We start from the raw sequence: 16,016 nt of genomic DNA, 5'->3' as shown, positions 1-16,016 counted from the left end.
TAGCGGTGTAGCGGTTCAACCGCGTCAGCGGTTCAGGTCTTCCGGGCCGAACGCGTCCGGCAGGATCTCACTCATCGGCCGGATGCCGCCCGCGGTGTCGACCAGCAGGCCGGGCCCGCCGTTCTCCCACAGCAGTTGGCGGCACCGCCCGCACGGCATCAACAGGTTGCCGCGCAGGTCGGAGCAGGTGAAGGCGGTCAGTCTGCCGCCGCCCGAGGCGTGCAGCGCCGAGACCAGCCCGCACTCGGCGCACAGCGCGACCCCGTACGCGGCGTTCTCGACGTTGCAGCCGACGACCGTACGGACCGTGCCGTCGTCGGCGACGGCCAGCGCCGCGGCGCCGACCGGGAAACCGGAGTAGGGCGCGTACGCCTTCTCCATGATCTCCCGGGCGGCGGACCGCAGGCGGTCCCAGTCGACGGCGGCCGGGTCGGTGACGGGAGGCGTCATCCGCCCTCCCCCTTCCGGTACGGGACCCCGTCCGCCTTCGGCATGCGCAGCCGCTGTGCGGACAGGCCCATGACGAGCAGCGTGGCGACGTACGGCGTGGCCTGGACGACCTCGTCGGGGACGGAGTCGGTCAGCGCGTACCAGACGGCGAGCAGGACGGCGAAGCCCAGGGCGACGGCGGCGGGCACGTAGGACTTGCGGAAGAACTTCCAGGCGGCCATGGCCAGCAGCAGCAGCGCGAGCAGGAGCAGCAGGGCGTGCACGGAGGAGCTGCCGTTGCGGAGCTGGAGGCTGTCGGCGTATCCGAACAGGCCCGCGCCCATGGCGAGTCCGCCGGGGCGCCAGTTGCCGAAGATCATGGCGGCGAGACCGATGTAGCCGCGTCCGCCGGTCTGGCCCGCGAGGTAGAAGTGCGTGCCGATGGCGAGGAAGACGCCGCCGAGTCCGGCGAGGCCGCCGGAGACGATGACGGCCATGTACTTGTAGAAGTACACGTTGACGCCGAGGGATTCGGCGGCGACCGGGTTCTCGCCGCAGGACCGCAGCCGCAGGCCGAAGGCGGTGCGCCACAGCACGAAGAAGGTGGCGACGAAGAGCACCAGCGTGAGGATGGTCAGCGACGAGATGTGCGTGACCAGGCCGCCGAGGATGCCCGCCACGTCGGAGATCAGGAACCAGTGGTGGTTCTCGACGGTGGCCAGCCAGTGCGAGAGTCCGGGCACGGTGAAGGACTTGATGGAGTCCATCGGCGGGGACTGCTTGGGGCTGCCGCCCTTGGAGGCCGCCTCGCCGACGGTGAACCAGCGCTTGGCGAGGTACGCGGTGACGCCGGTGGCGAGGATGTTCATGGCGACACCGGCGATGATGTGGTCGACACCGAAGGTGACGGTGACGATCGCGTGCACGAGGCCGCCCGCCGCGCCGCCGAGCACACCGGCCAGGACGGCGAGCCACGGGTCGGTCTGCCAGCCCACCGCCGCGCCGAAGAAGGCGCCGAGGATCATCATGCCCTCGAGGCCGATGTTGACCACACCGGCCCGCTCGGACCACAGGCCGGCGAGTCCTGCCAGGCCGATCGGTACGGCGCCGGCGAGCGCTCCGGCGATCTGGCCGTCGGAGGTGATGTCGTTCGCGCCGGTGATGATCCGGACCAGGGAGACGACGATCAGCGCGGCGGCGATCATCAGCAGGATCACCGGGAAGGTGAGCTTGAGCCGGGGCGCCTTGCCGCCGTTGGTCACGCGCGGCGCGGCCGGCGGCGGGGTCTGGGTAGCGGTGGCAGTCACGCCGTCACCTCCTGCTTGTCGTCGGGGCCGGAGTCGGGGCCATTGCCGGTGCCGTTGCCTGAACCGTTGCCGGTGCCGGGGCCTGTTCCGTTGCCCGGACCGGACGCCGCGGCGAGTTCCGCGCCCACCTGGCGCTGCTGGCGGGTGATGCCGTAGCGGCGGACCAGTTCGTAGGCGATGACGACGGCCAGGACGATGACGCCCTGGATGACGCCGACGATCTCCTTGTCGTACCCCTCGAACTCCAGGCCGTTGGAGGCCCGCTCCAGGAAGGCCCAGAGCAGGGCGCCGATGCCGATGCCGATCGGGTTGTTGCGGCCGAGCAGGGCGACCGCGATACCGGTGAAGCCGATACCGGTCGGGAAGTCCGTGCCGTACTCGTACGACTGGTTGAGCAGGGTCGGCATGCCGACGAGTCCGGCCATCGCGCCGGAGATCAGCATGCTGGTGACGACCATCTTCTTGACGCTGACGCCGCTGGCCTCGGCGGCGGACTCCGAGCGGCCGACCGCGCGCAGGTCGAAGCCGAAGCGGGTGCGCGAGAGCACGAACCAGTAGATGACACCGGCCAGCACCGCGAAGACGATGAAGCCGAAGACCGGGTCGGTGGAGGTGGTGAAGTTGAACAGGTGGCTGGAGGACGGCAGCGGCTTGGTGGAGATCATGTTCGCCGCTTTGTCGGTGACGCCGAGCCGTCCGTCGCGCAGGAAGTAGCCGATCACGATGCCCGCGAGGGAGTTCAGCATGATCGTGGAGATGACCTCGCTGACCCCCCGGGTCACCTTGAGGACACCCGCGATGGCCGCCCACAGCGCGCCGACGACCATGGCGGTGAGGATGATGACCGGGATCTGGATGATGCCGGGGATCGACATCGCGCCGCCCGCGGCGGCGGCGAAGAAGGCCGCGAGCCGGTACTGGCCGTCCACACCGATGTTGAACAGGTTCATCCGGAAGCCGACCGCCACCGCGAGACCCGCGAGGTAGTACGTGGTCGCCTTGTTGAGGATGTAGACCTGGCTGTCGGTCTTGCTGCCGTAGTTCACCATCACGTCGAACGCGTGGAACGGCTCCTTGCCGGTGGCCAGCAGCACCAGGGCGGTGACCGCCAGCGCGCCGACGACGGCGAGCACGGGGGCGGCGACGCCCAGGGCCAGCCGGTCCTTGTCGAACTTCTTCATCGGTCCTCTCCCCCGAGCTTCTTGGGCCGGTCCTCTGAGACGGCCGAGGTGTCGGTCCCGGCCCCGTGTTCGAGATGGCCGCTGGCGGCACCGGTCATCGCGGATCCCAGCTCTTCCGGGGTGATGGTGGCGGGGTCGGCGTCGGCGACGAGCCGTCCCCGGTACATGACGCGCAGAGTGTCGGACAGGCCGATCAGCTCGTCGAGGTCGGCGGAGATCAGCAGCACCGCCAGACCCTCGCGGCGGGCCTCACGGATCTGGTCCCAGATCTGCGCCTGCGCGCCGACGTCCACGCCCCGGGTGGGGTGCGCGGCGATCAGCAGCTTGGGCAGGTGGCTCATCTCGCGGCCGACGATCAGCTTCTGCTGGTTGCCGCCGGACAGCGAGGCCGCGGTGACCTCGATGCCGGGGGTACGGACGTCGTACTCCTTGACGATCCGCTCGGTGTCGCGGCGGGCGGCGCCGGAGTCGATCAGGAAGCCGCGGCTGTTGGGGCGCTCGGTGACATGGCCGAGGATGCGGTTCTCCCACAGCGGCGCTTCCAGCAGCAGGCCGTGCCGGTGCCGGTCCTCGGGGATGTAGCCGATGCCGTCCTCGCGCCGCTTGCGGGTCGGCACGTGGGCGATGTCGCTGCCGTCGAGCACGAGGCCGCCGGAGTCCAGCTCCCGCATGCCCATGATGGCCTCGACCAGTTCGGCCTGGCCGTTGCCCTCGACGCCCGCGATGCCGAGGATCTCGCCCTTGTGGATGGTGAAGGAGATGTCGTCGAGCACCTTGCGCTCGATGCCGTCGAGGTCGACGGTGCCCAGCCGCAGCCCGTCCACGGTGAGCATCGGCTCGGTGGTGACGGTCGACTCGCGGGTCTCGGGCGAGGGCAGTTCGCTGCCGACCATCAGCTCGGCGAGTTGCTTGGCCGTGGTGGTCCCCGGGTCCGCCTCGCCGACGGTGGTGCCGCGCCGGATGACGGTGATGACGTCGGCGACCGACAGCACCTCGCCGAGCTTGTGCGAGATGAAGATGACGGTCAGGCCCTCGGCCTTCAGTCCGCGCAGGTTCTCGAAGAGCGCGTCGACCTCCTGCGGCACCAGGACGGCGGTCGGCTCGTCCAGGATCAGCGTGCGGGCGCCGCGGTAGAGGACCTTGAGGATCTCCACCCGCTGCCGGTCGGCGACGCCCAGGTCCTCGACCAGGACGTCGGGGCGTACGCCGAGGCCGTAGGCGTCGGACAGCTCCTTGATCCGGGCGCGGGCCTTGCCGCCGATGCCGTGCAGGCCCTCGCTGCCGAGGACGGTGTTCTCCAGCACGGTGAGGTTGTCGGCGAGCATGAAGTGCTGGTGCACCATGCCGATCCCGCGGGCGATGGCGTCGCCGGGGTCGCCGAGCGTCACCACCTCGCCGTCGATGGCGATGGTGCCCTCGTCGGGCTTCTGCATGCCGTAGAGGATCTTCATCAGGGTGGACTTGCCGGCGCCGTTCTCGCCCACGAGGGCGTGCACGGTGCCGCTGCGCACAGTGATGTCGATGTCGTGGTTGGCGACGACGCCGGGGAACCGCTTGGTGATGCCGCGCAGTTCGACGGCGGGCGGCGCGGCGGACCGGCCGGGGGCCGGGGCGGCGGGTGGACTCGTGGACGCGTTGATGACGCACTCTCCTGGGGGGAAAGGCTCGGAGCGGCAGGGCGGGTGGGGTGAAGGTATCGCGTGAACGTATCGCGGAAATGGCACTCTACGCGCGTAGTTGTGTTCATTCCACAGGCTGGGGACCACGGGATTCCGACAGGACGGTTCCTGGGATTTCCGGGTGTTCCCGCATGGTTCCGCACAGTGATCGAGGCTCGGCGGGGGGCGCCGCAGCATCCCCCCGCCGAGCCTCGCGAACCGGTTGTCGTACCGCCGGTCCAGCGGGGACCCGTGGCCGGGTCCCCGGCTTACGTCACGGCTTCGAGCTCACCTTGATCGCGCCCGAGACGATCTTCTGCTTGGCCGCGTCGAGCTGCGACTGGATGTCGGCGATGAAACCGCCGGACGTCGCCAGCGACACACCGTCGTTGGCCAGGTCGTACGTGTTGGTGCCGGTCTTGGCCTTGCCCTCGTGCACCGACTTGATCAGGTCGTACGTGGCCACGTCGACGTTCTTGACCGCCGAGGTCAGGATGTGGTCCTTGTACTTGGCCAGGGCCGGGTCCTCGTACTGGTCGGAGTCCACGCCGATCGCCCAGGCGCCGGCCTTGCCCGCCACCGCCTGGATCGCGCCGTCACCGGACAGACCGGCGGCGGTGTAGATCACGTCCACGCCGCTGTCGAGCATGCCCTGCGCCTTGCCCTGCGCCGACGTCGGGTCGTTGAAGCCCTTGGTGTCGGTCTCGTACAGGTACTGGCGGGTGAGCTGGACCGACGGCTTGGTGTCCTTGACGCCCTGGGCGAAGCCCGCGTCGAAGGTGCCGATCAGGGTGTTGTGCACACCGCCGATGAAGCCGACCTTGTTGGTCTTGGTCTTCAGGGCCGCGGCCACACCGGCGAGGTACGAGCTCTGCTCGGTGGCGAAGACCATGGAGTCGACGTTGGGCAGGTCCACGACCGAGTCGACGATGCCGAAGGTCACCTTGGGGTACTTCTTGGCGATCTTCGTGACCGAGTCGCCGTAGGTGAAGCCGACCGCCACGACGGGGTTGTAGCCGCCGCCCGCGAGGAGGTCGAGGCGCTGCTCGCGGTCGGACTCCGTCTCGCCGTTGCTGGCGGTCTGGTCCTTCGACCCGATCTTGAACTCCTTGACGGCCTTGTCCATGCCGCGGGCCGCGGAGTCGTTGAAGGAGTGGTCGCCACGGCCGCCGACGTCGAAGGCGAGACCGACGCCCTTGTCCTTGCCGCTGTCCGAGGAGCTGCTGCTGCCGCACGCGGTGGCAGTGAGCCCCAGAGTCGCGGACACCATACCCGCGACGATGATCTTGGATACCCGGCGCAAGAGGGTCCCCTTCAGTCTGAAGCGCCCCGTCCGGCGCTGGCTAAGCGGGAGCTTAACGCGCGTAGATGTCAGGTAAAGACCGAATGACGGCCCGTTATCGGATCGACGCATTTCAGCCAGGTGACGGACCGGTAGCGGGGGGTTCACCCGGTGTCAGGACAGCAGGACAGCCGCCGTGAAAAGCTCCACGCCGACCGCGATCGCCCCCTCGTCCACGTCGAAATCGCCCTGGTGCAGATCGCGCTTGGCGGTGTCGCCGACCGGCCGCACGCCGAGCCGGGCCAGCGCGCCCGGCACCCGCTCCAGATACCAGGAGAAGTCCTCGCCGCCCAGGCTCTGCTCGGTGTCCTCGACCGCGTGCAGGCCGTAGCGCGCGGTCATCGCGTCCCGCAGCAGCTCCACCGAGACCGCCTCGTTGACCACCGGCGGCACACCGCGCTGGTAGGTGATCTCGCACTTCGCCCGGTACATCGCCGTGATCTGGTCGATCACCTCGTGCACCAGGTCGGGTGCGTCGTGCCAGGCCGTCAGGTCCAGGCAGCGGACGGTGCCCTCCAGCTCCGCGTACTGCGGGATGACGTTGGCCGCGTGCCCGGCCTGGATGCGGCCCCACACGATGCTCAGCCCGGACCTGGGGTCCACGCGCCTGGCCAGTACGGCGGGCAGTTCGGCGGCGAGCTTCGCGGTGGCCATCACCAGGTCGGTGGTCAGATGCGGGCGGGCGCTGTGTCCGCCGGGGCCCTCCAGCGTCAGGGTCAGCCGGTCGGCGGCCGAGGTGATCGGCCCCTGGCGCAGCCCGATCCTGCCGACCTCCACCTTGGGGTCGCAGTGCACCGCGAGGATACGGTCGACGCCGTCGAGCACGTTCGCCTTGATCGCGTCCAGCGCGCCGCCGGGCATGATCTCCTCGGCCGCCTGGAACACCAGCCGCACCGGGCGCGGGAGCGTGCCCCGCTTGTCCAGCTCCGCGAGGACCAGGCCGGCGCCGAGCACGATCGTGGTGTGCACGTCGTGGCCGCACGCGTGCGCCCGGCCCTCGACCGTCGAGCGGTACTCCACGGTCTTGGTGTCGGGCACCGGCAGCGCGTCCAGGTCGGCGCGCAGGGCGAGGCGGGGGCGCTGGGAGCGTGCCGCGCCAATGTCGCCGCCGCTGCCGCTGTCGTCCGTGTCGCCGATGTCGCACACCAGTCCGGTCCCGCCGGGCAGCACCCGCGGACTCAGCCCCGCGCGCTCCAGCCGCGCCCTGATCTGCTCGGTCGTCCGGAACTCCTGCCGCCCCAGTTCGGGGTTCCTGTGCAGGTCACGGCGGAAGGCGATCAGCTCGGCGCGCAGTGCGTCGTCCACGACGGTCTCGGCGAGACCGGACAGCACAGCCGCGGTCAGCCCGTCGGACGGCGGTGTAGGTGAATCGTTCACCTCAGTCAGCGTAGGGCCCATCACCGGCTCCTCTTACGTGATCGGGAAAGTTTTTGTCCTGCGGGAGGAGAAGAAGTCGCCCGATCGGCGCATACCCAGTCACCCTCGGGGGTAAGAAAACTTTTTAGGTCTCTTACACCCATACTGGCTCAACGAGCCGTCCCACGCGAGGCAACGCGACCGTCTCCGACGACCCCCGCCTCACGGGTGAGACCCCTTACCTTACGACCCTCGTGTTACGGCAACGTGTGCCCGCCCGAGTGTTCCGCGCCCCACGCCCCATGCCCCGCACCTCCGCCGCCCACCGCGCCCGGCTGCGCGCCCAACGCGGCGGATACTCTCGCGACATGGGCGACTTCCTTCAGGTGAGCACTGCTACGGAAACTCGTGACCAGGCGGTGGAGTTGGCCGCGTCCGCGGTGCGTGAGCGTCTGGCCGCGGGGGCGCAGGTCGTCGGGCCGGTGACATCGGTGTTCTGGCACCTGGGGAAGTTCGGTACCGGGGAGGAGTGGCGGTTGCTGCTGACCACCCGGGCGGAGCGGTACCAGGCCCTCGAAGATCATCTGTTGCGGCACCATCCGTGGGACAACCCCGAGGTGTCGGCGGTGCCGGTCGTCGCCGGTTCGGAGGCGTCCTTCCGGTGGATCGAGACGAACACCACGTCCGAAGCGGCTTCGTAACCCTCAGACCGCTGCCTTCTCCAGCACGTCCGCCACCGCGGCGACATCACGGTGCCGCGCGAGCCGCTCCACAAACGGTGCGAGGCGCTGCTTCGGACGGACGGATGCGACCCCGTTGGCGAGGTCGAGCGCCCGGCCGGTGACCTTGGCGGCCTGTTCGATCTCTCCGGCGGTCAGGTAGGAGGCGGCCAGCCACGACAGGTAGAGCGCTTTGTCGCGGGCGTGGCTGTCGTCGTACCCGGCCAGTGCTGCCTCCAGCACGGGCACGGCGCGCAGCGGACGGCGCAGTTCGCTCCAGCAGCGGCCGGACATGATCTGGAGTTCGTTGCTGTCGACCCATGCCACCCAGTCGGGTTGGGGCGCGGCGCCGAGGTCGGCCAGTGCTTCCTCGGCGCGGCTGAGCGCCTTCTCCGCTTCCGTGGCGAGTCCCGCGACGGCGCAGGCCCACGCCAACCGCTCGTGGAGCAGGGCTCGCACCCCGGCCGGGGCGTCGGGTGTGAGGGTTCGGCAGGAACGCGCGGCGATCTCCACTCCGGCTTTCCGGTCGCCGGCCACGGTCTGGTAGGCGGTGTGGCGATCGCTGGGGTCGTTCGCGCTCACCGTCGCCACGCCCGCCCGCGTGTATCTCTACGAAGCGCGCGGCCTGAGTTGTGGTCCGCAGGAACTCGCGGAAAGCGAAGCGGACTTCGCGCTCGGGTGGTGGTCCATGGGAGAGGCTTTGCGCGCCGCCGGGGACGGTCGGTTTCTGTTGACCGCGGGGCCGCTCGCGCTGTTGCTGGCGGACCGGGCGGGTGGTCAGGGGGCTCAGGTGTCGGAGGGGCGGGGGCCCAGGAGGCGGGCGTAGAGGTCGAGGAGGGGGGCGGACTCGGTCTGCCAGGACCATTGGCGGAGGATGTCGGTGCGGTCGTATGCCTTGCGGTAGCGGCGCGGGTTGGTGAGGACGGCACCGACCGCGCGGACGAAGTCGGCGGTGTCGCGGGCGCGGAAGACCTCGCCGTTGCCGAGTTCGAGGGTGGCGGCGGCCATGGCGCGGACGTCGCTGACGACCACGGGCAGCCGGGCGTGGGCGTATTCGAAGTAGCGGGTGGCCAGCACCGTTTGGTGGTGCGGGAGTTGGTGGACGGGCAGGACGCCGATGTCGGCGGACGCGAGGAAGCGCGGGATCTCGGCGACGGGGACGTACGGGAGGACGTGCAGCCGTCCGTGGACGCCGAGTTGGGCGGCGCGCTCGCGCAGCTCGCGCAGGTGCGGGTGGCCGGGGTCGGGCACGACGAAGGCGGCGTGCAGGTCGTACAGCTTGGGCAGCGCCTCCACGACGGTGGCCGGGCCGCGGTCCGGGGTGACGGGTCCTGTGTGCACCAACAGCGGGATGTCGGGCGCCAGATGGCAGCGCGCCCTGATGCCCGCGGGGTGCGCGGCGACGGAGGCGGCGGCCAGCGGCGGGGCGTTGCGGACCACGGCGGGCGTGGCCGACAGCCGGTGCCGTGCGCGCAACTCCCTTGCCAGGCCCTCGCCGACGGTGACGACACCGTCGGCCTCGGGCGCGAAGGTCCGTTCGTACGCCTCGCCCGCCACGGCCGCGCGGCGGGAGGCGGCCGGGGTGCGCGGCGGCGCGTCCCACACGACCTCGATACGGTGCCCCGCCCCTTCGGCCCGCAGCGCCGCGCGGGTGGCGACGCCGAGCGCCCGGTGGCCGAGCGCGTGGATCAGATGCGGGCGGACGGCGTCCAGCACCGGGCCGTACGCGACCTCCTCGTCCAGCAGGCCGGGGTCGAGGCGGCGCCACGCGCGGCGGCCGAGCAGCAGCCGCAGCGTCTCGGTGACGAAGTTGTCCAGCCGGGCCGTCGGGCTTTTGCGGCGGCGGACCGCCGCCAGGTACTGCGCCGCGCGCAGCCGTGTCCATCCGGCCCGCAGTCCGTGCCGCAGCCACGCCAGCGCGTGGCCCGTGCGGGCCGCCGCGAGCAGCGGCAACGCCCGGTGCACGACGTCCAGTTCCGCGGTGCGGGTGACGAGCACCGCGCGCTCGGCCGTCACCAGTGCCGTGCGGTGGTCGTACGCCGCCGCGCTCCGGTACGCCAGTGGCCAGCGCAGCCCGGGTCTCGGCCGCCGCACCCGGTGCGCGCCGAGTACGCCGCGCACGGCGACCTTCCGTACGTCCACGCCCTTCGGCGTCACCGTCGCCGGTGCCCTGCCGATCAGCGTGACCCGATAGCCCGCCGCCCGCGCCGCGTCCGCCACCCTCAGGGCACGCGAGTCGCCGTCCAATCCACCGGGGTCGCCTCCGGCGAGGATCGCTACGTGGGCCGGGGCCCTTAAACCCTCCGTCATTCCCGAAGCCAACCTCACGGGGGTGATCATTTGGTTACGTCAGCCTTGACGTGAGGCGAACGAGGCTGAAGCGCCGCCCGTTGGCCCCGCCGGCCGGTGGTCAGACAACAGCCGAATCGCCCCGCTGGGGCCGGGGGTGACGTGCAGCCACGTCTCGGCCGGCCGCGCAGTTCCTCCCCCGGCTACCGCTGGGAGGTGCCCCCAGCGCCCCAAAAAGATCGGCCTAACGTCTCGGAGTTGTGGCCGCCCAGAGGAGGAGAGCGGCCAGGCTCAGGGCGGCGCCGAGGGCGCAGACGGCGGGCCAGCCCGCGGCGGCGTAGAGGGTGGTGGCGGCGAAGGCGCCGGAGGCGCTGCCGAGGGAGTAGAAGACCATGTAGCCGCCGATGAGGCGGCTGCCGGCTTCGGGGCGGAGGGCGTGGACGAGGGTCTGGTTGGTGACGTGGACGGCCTGTACGGCGAGGTCGAGGACGATGACGCCGACGGCGAGGGCCCAGAGGGACTGGCGGGTGAAGGCGAGGGGGAGCCAGGAGACGGTGAGCAGGGTCAGGGCGATGCCGGTGGTGCGCTGGGACAGGCCGCGGTCGTTGAGGCGGCCGGCCGCGGTGGCGGCCAGGGCGCCGGCGGCCCCGGCCAGGCCGAAGGCGCCGATCGCGGTGTGGGACAAGGAGAGCGGGGGCTCGCTGAGCGGCAGCGCGACACTGCTCCACAGGACGCTGAAGGCGGCGAAGACCAGGAGCGCGAGCAGGGCTCGTATCCGGAGCAGGCGTTCCCGCGCGAACAGCGTGACGGTGGAGCGCAGCAGCCGCCCGTATCCCCCGGACGTTCGCGGAGCGCCGGGACGGGACGGCAGCAGGCGGTGCAGGGCCAGGGCGAGCACGCAGGTCAGGACGGCGGAGGTGAGGTAGACCGAGCGCCAGCCCGCGAGGTCGGCCAGGACGCCGGAGGCGGTACGGGCGAGCAGGATGCCGGTGACCACGCCGCTGGTCACCAGGCCGACGACGCGCCCGCGTTCGCCGGGCGGAGCCAGCGACGCGGCGAAGGCGACGAGCGTCTGGGTGACGACCGCGAGCAGTCCCACGGCGGCGAGCCCCACGAGCAGGAGCGCCGCGTCGCCCGCGGTGCCGACCGCCGTCAACGCCCCTGCCAGGAACAGGAGTTGTGCCACGACGAGGCGTCTGCGGTCGAGCAGGTCGCCGAGCGGTACGAGGAAGAAGAGGCCGAGGCCGTAGCCGACCTGGGTCAGGGTCACGATCGCGCCGACCGTCGCCGTACCGATCGAGAAGTCGCGGCCCAGGGTGACCAGGAGGGGCTGCGCGAAGTAGACGTTGGCCACGGAGGTGCCGCAGGCGACCGCGAAGAGCAGGGTGACGCCTCGGGTCAGCGTGAATCCGGGTTTCGCCGCGCCGGGCCCCGCGACCCGCGCCGTATCGACGGGACCGGCCTCCCCCACGACCTCGCACGCTCGTCCCACGCCAAGCCCTCCCTCGCTGGTTTCATCTTGCTACCAGTTGGACCATAGGCCGATCCGGTAGCATGATGCAACCAGGACGGAACACGTCACAGAGGGAGGGCGAGATGGTGGAGCGGACCCGCTTCGACGACAGCGACTGCCCCGTCGCGCGCTCGGTCGACACCATCGGGGACTGGTGGTCCCTGCTGATCGTGCGGGACGCCTTCGACGGCAGCCGCCGCTTCGGGGAGTTCCAGCGCGGTCTCGGCGTCGCAAAGAACATCCTCACCGCGCGCCTGCGCTCGCTGGTCGCCGCCGGGGTGCTCGACACCGTCCCCGCCTCGGACGGCAGCGCCTACCGCGAGTACGTACTGACGCCGAAAGGCAAGGATCTGTTCCCCGTCGTCGTCGCGCTGCGGCAGTGGGGCGAGCGCAATCTCTTCGCCCCCGACGAGCCGCACTCGGAGCTGACCGACCTCCGCCAGGGACGTCCCCTGCGCACGCTGGAGGTCCACGCCGCGGACGGGCGGCGGCTCGACGCCGACGACACCGCCGTCACCAAAGTCACCAAAGTCCCCTGAGGCGGCGGGACTTGAGCCGGACCCGGGGCCCTGGGGCTCAGGCCGGACCCGGGACTTGAGCCCGACCCGGGGACCTGGGGCTCAGGCGGGACCCGGGACTCAGGCCGGGCTCGGGGACTCGGCCCCGTTCAGGCCGTGCAGGTCACGGGCCGAGTGGTTGATGCCGGTCAGGAAGGTGTGGGCGCGCGGCGAGGCGGCGGCCGTCAGCCACTCCTGGTCGATGTCGATGACGACGATACGGACTCCCGTACCGCCGAGCGCGAGCGGCAACGTGTGCACGACCGTGGAGGGGAAGGACAGGACGGTCCGGCCGATCGGGCCGCGGCGGGCGACGAGTTCGAGCGGGAGGTCGGGCCGGACGATCTCCAGGCCGGTCTCGGCGGCGAGCCGGTGAAGCTTGTCGACGGCCTCGCGGCGGTGGGCGAAGTACCGCTTGGCGCCGTGCCGTTCGGCGAGCGAGCGGACGACGGCGAGGTACCGCTCGGGGTCGACGACGCCGGTCTCGACGAGGGAGGTGCCGATCAGGTCGGTGCCCGCCAGCGTGCGCGGCGGCCCGAAGCGGCTGCGGGTCCAGGCGAAGCGGTTGGTGCGCAGCGCCATCCCCGGAGGCGGCGTCGCGGGCATCGCGCTGAAGAGTTCGACATGGCGCCGCTTGCCGGGCGTCAGGCGGCGGCGCGCCGCGGAGGAGAAGATCCCGAAGGCCGCGTCGACGGGCGAACGGCGCCGCCCCGAGCGGTGCCAGCGCACCAACCGGCCGCCTCGGGAGAGGATTTCGGTGAACTCCATGGTCGCGGTGCCGTCGTCCACGACGGTCAGCTCACGGGCGCGGCACAGCGGGAGCAGTACCTGGACGAGGCGTGAGAACGGGTCGCCGATCACGAGGTGCCTGACCCGGAAGAGCAGCGGCGCGAGCGAGACCGCCGTACGCAAGAGGCCGCCGCGGCTGCCGCGGGCCTCGAACCAGCGGACCACCGCGCCTTCGTCGCGGGCGAGTTCGGCCATGCGGCGCAGTTGGCCGCGGCTGGTGGGGTCGACCGGGGACAGGACGACGACGGTGAGCGGTCGCGCGACCGGTTCCGGTTCGGCTGGTACGGCCGGTTCACCGGTGGTGCGGGCGGCGGGGACGGTGGGCGGATGGATGTGCGCCCACTCCAGGACGTTGAGGAGCTGGACGGGTGACTCGACGAGCGCGACGGCGCCGATACCCGGTGCGGGCACCTGCCCCGCCGCGACTGCGGGCTTACCGGTCATGGCCGTTCCCCTTTTCCTCTGCGGTTGTGCGCGGGACCGGGAGACCCGAAGGTCCCGCGGTCCCGCCGGTCCTGGTCAGTGATCCCCGCCGCCCTTCCGGGGTCAGACGGCGGCGGGTGCCTCGACGCCCGCGGCCTCGGACTCGGCGACGACGCCCGCGACGCGGCGCAGCTTCTTCATCGGGCCGAGCTCGCCCTCGTAGACCTTCTTGACGCCGTCACCGAGGGAGGTCTCGATGATCCGGATGTCGCGCACCAGGCGCTCTAGGCCGGTCGACTCGACCGAGGCGGCCTGGTCGGAGCCCCACATGGCGCGGTCGAGGGTGATGTGCCGCTCGACGAAGACGGCGCCGAGCGCGACCGCGGCGAGCGTGGTCTGGAGGCCGACCTCGTGGCCGGAGTAGCCGACGGGCACGTTCGGGTACTCGGACTGGAGGGTGTTGATCATGCGCAGGTTCAGCTCTTCGTGCTTGGCCGGGTACGTCGACGTGGCGTGGCACAGCACGATGTTGTCGCTGCCGAGCACCTCGACCGCGTGCCGGATCTGCTTCGGCGTGGACATGCCGGTGGACAGGATCACGGTGCGGCCGGTGCCGCGCAGGGCGCGCAGCAGGTCGTCGTCGGTCAGGCAGGCGGAGGCCACCTTGTGGGCGGGCACGTCGAACTTCTCCAGGAAGGCGACGGACTCGACGTCCCACGGGGAGGCGAACCAGTCGATGCCGCGCTTGCGGCAGTACTCGTCGATCGACCGGTAGCCGGCCTCGTCGAACTCGACGCGGTGCCGGTAGTCGATGTACGTCATACGGCCCCAGGGGGTGTCGCGCTCGATCTCCCACTGGTCGCGCGGGGTGCAGATCTCCGGGGTGCGCTTCTGGAACTTGACCGCGTCGCAGCCCGCGGCGACGGCCGCGTCGATCAGTGCGAACGCGTTCTCCAGGTCGCCGTTGTGGTTGATGCCGATCTCGCCGGTGACGTAGACGGGCTGTCCGTTGCCGATGTGGCGGGAGCCGACGCGGCGGAGGTTTGCGGGGATGGATGTGGTCACGAGGGTGTTCCTTACGGGTTGGGACTGTCGGGGGGATGGATGTGTGCCGCCGGCGCGGCCGGGGTCGGCGGTCGCCGGCGGCTGCTTGTCAGCGGGCGAGAGTGGGGCCCAGCAGCCAGGCGGCGATCTCTCTGATCGCGCCGTGACCGCCCTGGGCGGTGGTGATGGCGCGGGCCGAGGCGCGCACCACGTCGTGGGCACCGGCGACGGCGACGGGCCAGCCGACCAGGCCGAAGCACGGCAGGTCGTTGACGTCGTTGCCCGCGTAGAGCACCCGCTCGGGCGCGATGCCGTTCTCCTCGCACCACTGCTTGAGGGCGAGGTCCTTGCGGTCGATGCCGTGCAGCACGGGGACCTTGAGCTTGCGGGCCCGTGCGGCGACGACCGGGTTGGTCTCGGTGGACAGGATGAGGACGGGCATTCCGGCGCGGCGCAGGGCCGCGACGCCGAGGCCGTCACCGCGGTGCACGGTGACCGACTCGTGCCCGTCGGCGTCGATCAGCACCCGGTCGTCGGTCTGGGTGCCGTCGAAGTCGAGGACGACCGCGTCGACGTCGCCCCAGCCGGGGGTCGTCGTGCGCGGGTCGAGCAGCGGGGCGAGGGCGCGGGCCCGTTCGAGGTCGGCGGGTTCGTCGATCTCCAGCACGCGGGCCGGGTCGGTGCGCACCAGGGCGGTCCTGCCGAAGAAGCGGTGGTTCGCGGCGCGGAAGCCGTCGGCGCGCATCGCGTACGCGGTGCCGGTCTCCAGCAGGTCCTGCGGCCGGTCCTGGCGGCGCGGCCGGGTGGACTTGTCGTGGTTGACGCCGACGGCGCCCCCGGCGGCGAGCGCGGTGACGGCGGAGGCGGGCGCGGTGACGGCAGGTGCGGTCCCGTTCGCCGGCTCGTGCGACGTGTCGGCCGCCGCCGCGTCCCCGGCCTCGCGCCATATGAAGCCGTGGAAGGGGGCGACGGTGTGGGCGGTGTCCGCGCCGCCGTCCAGCACCGCGGCGGCGACGCCGTCGACCTCCTCCGCGGTGATGAACGGGCTGGTGCACTGGACGAGCAGGACGACGTCGGTGGCCGCGCCGCTCATCGCCTCGTGGGCGTCCATCGCGTGCAGCACCGCGGCCTCGCTGGTCGCGGTGTCGCCCGCGATCGCCGCCGGGCGCAGGACGACTTCGGCGCCCGCGGCGCGCGCGACCTCGGCGATGGAGGGGTCGTCGGTGGAGACGACGACCGCGGTCACCCGCCCGGCCTCGACGCAGGCCGCCACCGCCCGCGCCACCAGCGGCACCCCGCCCACCGGCGCCAGGTTCTTGCCGGGCACCCCCTTGGACCCCCCGCGCGCGGGGATGACGGCAAGGACGCTTCCGGCCGGGGTGGTGGATCGGTCGCTCATCGGGTGACTC

At 71.5% G+C, this 16,016-nt stretch carries 14 protein-coding genes; 2 read left to right on the top strand and 12 right to left on the bottom strand.

The genetic code is table 11. The features are described 5' to 3' along the window. Positions 1–24 precede the first annotated feature (24 nt). The 6 genes from ACFZAM_RS30370 to ACFZAM_RS30345 form a co-directional block, all read right to left on the bottom strand. On the bottom strand, positions 25–450 hold the full coding sequence (locus ACFZAM_RS30370) for a cytidine deaminase (RefSeq protein WP_355336894.1): 426 nt from the start codon (positions 448–450) through the stop codon (positions 25–27). Further along, positions 447–1,736, bottom strand: coding sequence for an ABC transporter permease (locus tag ACFZAM_RS30365; protein WP_355336893.1), 1,290 nt, complete (start codon positions 1,734–1,736; stop codon positions 447–449). Before ACFZAM_RS30365 ends, ACFZAM_RS30370 begins: the two co-directional genes overlap by 4 nt. Further along, positions 1,733–2,917 carry an ABC transporter permease gene (locus ACFZAM_RS30360; protein WP_391050522.1) on the bottom strand — a complete coding sequence of 395 codons (1,185 nt, stop codon included), beginning with the start codon at positions 2,915–2,917 and terminating at the stop codon, positions 1,733–1,735. Before ACFZAM_RS30360 ends, ACFZAM_RS30365 begins: the two co-directional genes overlap by 4 nt. Continuing rightward, positions 2,914–4,614, bottom strand: coding sequence for an ATP-binding cassette domain-containing protein (locus ACFZAM_RS30355; protein ID WP_391050579.1), 1,701 nt, complete (start codon positions 4,612–4,614; stop codon positions 2,914–2,916). The genes ACFZAM_RS30360 and ACFZAM_RS30355 overlap by 4 nt, the downstream gene beginning before the upstream one ends. 235 nt (positions 4,615–4,849) lie before the next feature. After that, the gene (locus ACFZAM_RS30350; protein ID WP_391050520.1) at positions 4,850–5,878 is read right to left on the bottom strand and encodes a BMP family ABC transporter substrate-binding protein; all 1,029 of its coding nucleotides are present in this window, start codon (positions 5,876–5,878) and stop codon (positions 4,850–4,852) included. A gap of 153 nt (positions 5,879–6,031) precedes the next feature. Then, positions 6,032–7,315: an amidohydrolase gene (locus ACFZAM_RS30345; RefSeq protein WP_391050518.1), complete on the bottom strand. Its 1,284-nt coding sequence runs from the start codon at positions 7,313–7,315 to the stop codon at positions 6,032–6,034. Between the two features lie 326 nt (positions 7,316–7,641). On the opposite strand from ACFZAM_RS30345, the gene cutA reads away from it, so the two are divergent. Continuing rightward, complete coding sequence (gene cutA, locus ACFZAM_RS30340; protein WP_391050516.1) at positions 7,642–7,974, top strand: divalent cation tolerance protein CutA; 333 nt, start codon at positions 7,642–7,644, stop codon at positions 7,972–7,974. Between the two features lie 3 nt (positions 7,975–7,977). On the opposite strand, the gene ACFZAM_RS30335 is transcribed toward cutA, so the two are convergent. From ACFZAM_RS30335 to ACFZAM_RS30325, 3 genes are all read right to left on the bottom strand, one after another. Then, positions 7,978–8,583: a hypothetical protein gene (locus tag ACFZAM_RS30335; RefSeq protein WP_391050515.1), complete on the bottom strand. Its 606-nt coding sequence runs from the start codon at positions 8,581–8,583 to the stop codon at positions 7,978–7,980. A 195-nt stretch (positions 8,584–8,778) separates the two neighbouring features. Then, complete coding sequence (locus ACFZAM_RS30330; protein ID WP_391050513.1) at positions 8,779–10,239, bottom strand: glycosyltransferase; 1,461 nt, start codon at positions 10,237–10,239, stop codon at positions 8,779–8,781. 286 nt (positions 10,240–10,525) lie between these two features. Beyond that, on the bottom strand, positions 10,526–11,683 hold the full coding sequence (locus ACFZAM_RS30325) for an MFS transporter (protein ID WP_391050577.1): 1,158 nt from the start codon (positions 11,681–11,683) through the stop codon (positions 10,526–10,528). Positions 11,684–11,877: 194 nt separating this feature from the next. Between ACFZAM_RS30325 and ACFZAM_RS30320 the strand changes: the two genes are divergently transcribed. Beyond that, a complete protein-coding gene (locus ACFZAM_RS30320; protein ID WP_355336887.1) occupies positions 11,878–12,333 on the top strand; it encodes a helix-turn-helix domain-containing protein in 456 nt (151 codons plus the stop codon). Between the two features lie 99 nt (positions 12,334–12,432). On the opposite strand, the gene ACFZAM_RS30315 is transcribed toward ACFZAM_RS30320, so the two are convergent. From ACFZAM_RS30315 to ACFZAM_RS30305, 3 genes are all read right to left on the bottom strand, one after another. Beyond that, positions 12,433–13,584, bottom strand: coding sequence for a hypothetical protein (locus tag ACFZAM_RS30315; RefSeq protein WP_391050510.1), 1,152 nt, complete (start codon positions 13,582–13,584; stop codon positions 12,433–12,435). Between the two features lie 102 nt (positions 13,585–13,686). Continuing rightward, positions 13,687–14,628 carry an N-acetylneuraminate synthase family protein gene (locus ACFZAM_RS30310; protein WP_355336885.1) on the bottom strand — a complete coding sequence of 314 codons (942 nt, stop codon included), beginning with the start codon at positions 14,626–14,628 and terminating at the stop codon, positions 13,687–13,689. A gap of 88 nt (positions 14,629–14,716) precedes the next feature. Then, a complete protein-coding gene (locus ACFZAM_RS30305; RefSeq protein WP_391050508.1) occupies positions 14,717–16,006 on the bottom strand; it encodes a cytidylyltransferase domain-containing protein in 1,290 nt (429 codons plus the stop codon). Positions 16,007–16,016 lie beyond the last annotated feature (10 nt).

The organism is Streptomyces sp. NPDC008079, assembly GCF_042957385.1.
Classification (GTDB): domain Bacteria; phylum Actinomycetota; class Actinomycetes; order Streptomycetales; family Streptomycetaceae; genus Actinacidiphila.
Note: the sequence above shows the minus strand (reverse complement) of the source record. Positions and strands in the feature narration are given on the sequence as shown.